The sequence below is a fragment of the Candidatus Vampirococcus lugosii genome, from assembly GCF_018420025.1.
In the GTDB taxonomy this organism is placed as follows: Bacteria; Patescibacteriota; Gracilibacteria; order Absconditabacterales; family Absconditicoccaceae; genus Vampirococcus; species Vampirococcus lugosii.
In genome coordinates, this window is sequence record NZ_JAEDAM010000084.1 from 1 (window position 1) to 3,676 (window position 3,676).

A 3,676-nucleotide genomic window follows, 5' to 3' on the forward strand; every position below is an offset into this window, starting at 1 on the left:
TCAGTTTTTTCTCTTAACTCTATTTCTTTTATTTTTTCTATCATAATATTTTCATTATTTATAAATATAAATTTATATATTATAACTATTCTTACTAAAAAAGCAAAATATTTTTAGTATAATTATTGCGATAATCTTGAAATAGATGGCTATACTGATTGGTATTTGCCTTCTATTAATGAAGTAGAATTGCTTGCTACTAATTTAAGAGATGAAACAAAAACTAATTATTGAATGCCACAATTATTATGGTCTTCAACAGAAGTTAATTTAGATAGTGCTAAATATTTAAGAACTCGGGATTTATCAAAATGAAGTTTAGTTAAAGGTAGTCATCAACCTGATATTCGTTGTGTTCGCTGGGTTCCTACTTGAAATGAAACTGTAACTATTAATGCACAAACATCTTGAGGAAATTGAGATGTTTTGATTGAATTGTTTGAATGATGAAATTGGGTTGAACAAGCTTTAACAGATTTATGAGCTTGACAATATCAAGTTTCTATTCCTTTATGAAAACAAATAAAAGTTTCTTGAATTGCTGATACTAATTATATGGTTGATTTTATAGAAGGAATTGATTGGTGTAATGATGAAGATGAATGTATTTTTGTTTCTATGGAAGATACTTATAATATTACAGTAAACTTTAAAGAATATATACCACATCCTTTTTGAGTTAATCCAACTTATTAATCTAAATTAGGAAAATTGATATATTTGTGAGAATATGAAAGAGATTGAATACAGTGACATCTTATGACACATCTTAGTTGTTGAAATTTAAATAATCCATGAGGTCGGAGATTAGAATATTTTGCTGATAATTATGATACAATAAGTAATCGGGATTTAGATTGTGATAATTCTAAACAAAGTGATCAAAAAATAGAATGGGTTTGAGAAGAGAGGTTTAGTACTTCACATGAAAGGTGTTGAGATAATCGGGAGGATTGTTGAAGTTCTACTAATGGTTATAAAAATACACAAGAAATTATTGAACATTACGAATCTTTGGATAGTGATAATACAGCAACAGCAGCACATTTTTGTGATAATCTTACTATTGATGGTTATGACGATTGGTACTTACCTTCTACAGAAGAATTGAAATTGTTATTTTCTAGATGGGGAAATCGGTCTTGGGAGAGAAGTTTAGGTATTACATGATGACGGTCAAGATATTGGACTTCAACACAATCAAATAATAGATATGCTAAAACAATTAGAAAGAACCAAGAAGAAGACACATGGCAGAAAGGTGAGGAGGAATATGTTCGTTGTGTTCGTTTTTGATATTAATTGTATTTGTTTTTATAATTATTTTATTATTTGATAAAATATATTTATTTTTACAAAAAATACTCTAATTTTCTCTTGATTTTTTTACAAAAAACAATATATATAAACATATGAGACTAATATATACTAATACATACTATTAAATATTATATTGTTTCGTTTTTTAAAAAATTACTATAATAACTATTATGAATACAGGTACTATCAAATTCTTTAATGAAGAAAAATGATATGGATTTATTACACCAGATGATGGTGGTAAAGATATATTTGTACACAAAACTAATTTAGATTGTAATGTTTCTGAAGGTGATAGAGTTGAATTTTCAACTTGAGAATCTGAAAAATGAATACATGCTGAAAATGTGCAAATAGTTTAATTACATTTTGATTTTGGTTTTTAAAAATAAGAGATATTTTATTATCTCTTATTTTTTTAAATTTATAAAATTTAATTTTGTAATTCAAAATCTATAGAATAATATTTATTATTTCATTTTCAATCTATTGAATACAATAAAATATTGTATTGATCAGTTTCTATTATTTCAAAATTTTTTAATTTTTTTCAAGAAATATTTTGTATATCGTAATTTTTGGGATAATAAAAAAATTCACATATTATCAAAAATATAAGTTAAATTTAAAATATGTTTTTCTCTTTCTGAATTTGATATTTCATATTTAGACTCCAAATTTGATATAAAATTTTCATAATATGTTGGAATATTTAAGTCATATGAAATATTTATTTTATAATTTCATTCTTTAAATTTTCAAAAATCAATTATATTATTTCCTTGACTGTACAATAATTTATTTCCAGAAAAAATTTGTATATTTTTATCTACAAATCAATCAATTTTATTGTAAGAATAATTAAAATCCCAAGAATATATTTTATTTTCTTCAAATTGTGTGGATAAATTATTTTTTATCAAAAAATCATTAAATTCATTTTTTATATTTGGAATATAAATTTGAATATATCATTTTTGAATTATTTTATTAAAATTTTGTAAAGCTAAATTTGTTAATGATAAAAAATTTTTATTTATAAAATTATTAACTTCTTGCATATAAATTGCTTTTTTTCAATCTCAATTATTTGATTCAATTTTATCTGTATTTGCATTTATAAATTGCCATTCCCAAATTTTTTTTTCAAATCAAGGTATTATTTCATTAAATAAATCCGATTGCAAAAATATAATTCAATCTATTGAAATATCAGGGAAAGCTTGATTATGAATATCAATAATATTTTGTCAATCTCTATCTGTAAATCATAAAACATTACTTGAAACAAAACCTATATCATTTTTACTTATATTTTCTTGTCTTCGTTTAGGTGCTTGTATTTTTGCATCTGGATTTATATGATTTACTTGATAACTATCTATTAATTCATAATTTAATAATCTTCAATTTTCTATTTGTACTAATATATAACTTCCAAAAAATCATCAATTTGGTCTTACTTCATTTGAATTTTGTAATGCAATTATATAATTTTGTGTTTTATCTTTTCATAAAAGATAAAAAATTGTTTTTTTATATTCAAGAGATTCTCATAATAAATTTAAAAAATCTTCATATTTATTTTTGGTGATATTGTTTATTTTATAAATATTATTTTCAAAATAACTAACAATAACAAATAAATCTTCAGTATTTTCATCAAAAATATTTCATTCAAGTTTATATGTGTCAAGAATTACTTTTAATGAAAGTAAAAATCTAGATAAATCAGAATCAAATGACCAAACATAAATAGCTATATCTTCAATTTTTTCTTCCAAAATATTGAAATCAATTCATCAAGAAGAAATTGCAGGAGAAATAGTATTATAAGCAGAAAATAAATAAAAAAAACTAAACAAAAAAAATATATAAATATAACTTATATTAATAAATATTCTTTTAAAAATAGATTTTTTTTTGTAAGGCTTTCTGAACCCAATTGTTTTCATAATCAATTTAAAAATATAAATGAATTATTCAAAGTTGTTATATAAATAAACTTTTTTTTTTCAATAGATTCTTGTATCTAATTGTGCTGTAAATGTTTTTTTAGTAGATACATTTGAAACTATCTGTTATAATTATTACTTATACTTACATTTTTTATTGATTTTTTATTTAAAAACATTATAAATATGGACACATATATATTTTATATAATTAAAAAATTTACAAATGGGTAGTTTATATCTTATTTTATATAATTTAAATGCTCTTTTCTCTTTAGCTATTTTTATAATTGCGATTTTGGAATTTATAGATTATGAATATCCAAATAGAAAAAAAGTAAAAGCAACTATAGATAAACATTTAGATCCACTTTTGAAAAAATTTAATATAAAGTTGGAAG

The 3,676-nt window shown here is 21.5% G+C and carries 4 protein-coding genes; 3 read left to right on the forward strand and 1 reads right to left on the reverse strand.

The genetic code is table 25. The features are described 5' to 3' along the window. Window positions 1–165 precede the first annotated feature (165 nt). From VAMP_RS04830 to VAMP_RS04840, 3 genes are all read left to right on the forward strand, one after another. Entirely contained in the window at window positions 166–696 is a 531-nt protein-coding gene (locus VAMP_RS04830) for a hypothetical protein (RefSeq protein ID WP_213349818.1), read from the forward strand. A gap of 15 nt (window positions 697–711) precedes the next feature. Next, on the forward strand, window positions 712–1,302 hold the full coding sequence (locus tag VAMP_RS04835) for an Lcl domain-containing protein (RefSeq protein WP_213349819.1): 591 nt from the start codon (window positions 712–714) through the stop codon (window positions 1,300–1,302). 188 nt (window positions 1,303–1,490) lie between these two features. Then, complete coding sequence (locus VAMP_RS04840; protein ID WP_213349820.1) at window positions 1,491–1,682, forward strand: cold-shock protein; 192 nt, start codon at window positions 1,491–1,493, stop codon at window positions 1,680–1,682. Between the two features lie 108 nt (window positions 1,683–1,790). On the opposite strand, the gene VAMP_RS04845 is transcribed toward VAMP_RS04840, so the two are convergent. Continuing rightward, the gene (locus VAMP_RS04845; RefSeq protein WP_213349821.1) at window positions 1,791–3,185 is read right to left on the reverse strand and encodes a DUF4012 domain-containing protein; all 1,395 of its coding nucleotides are present in this window, start codon (window positions 3,183–3,185) and stop codon (window positions 1,791–1,793) included. Window positions 3,186–3,676 lie beyond the last annotated feature (491 nt).